Here is a 203-nt window from a genome sequence, read left to right as displayed (position 1 = left end):
CCGGGCAACGAGGGGGGCAATGACCAGGTATTTGAAGCGGGCTTGCCACAAGGCTCGGCGGCGGGCGATGGCAGCACGTTGGCCTACGGCAGCTTTAGCTTAGGGGATGCGGATGGCCTGGATGACCTGCAGAGCGTGACCCTGAACGGGACCGCGTTTGCGATGGCGGACTTGGTGGGGGCGGTGGTGGTGGGTGCCCATGG

Annotated in this window: 1 protein-coding gene; it reads left to right on the top strand. The window is 66.0% G+C overall.

Annotation, left to right across the window (positions count from 1 at the left end; translation table 11 throughout):
• On the top strand, window positions 1–203 hold a 203-nt coding region (locus ACZYTD_RS17275; protein ID WP_463893944.1), incomplete at both ends, for a hypothetical protein.

Source organism: Pseudaeromonas sp. HNCC25DJ180 (genome assembly GCF_055413345.1).
The sequence above is the reverse complement of the archived record's forward strand: the minus strand, read 5'-3'. Positions and strand labels throughout refer to the sequence as shown.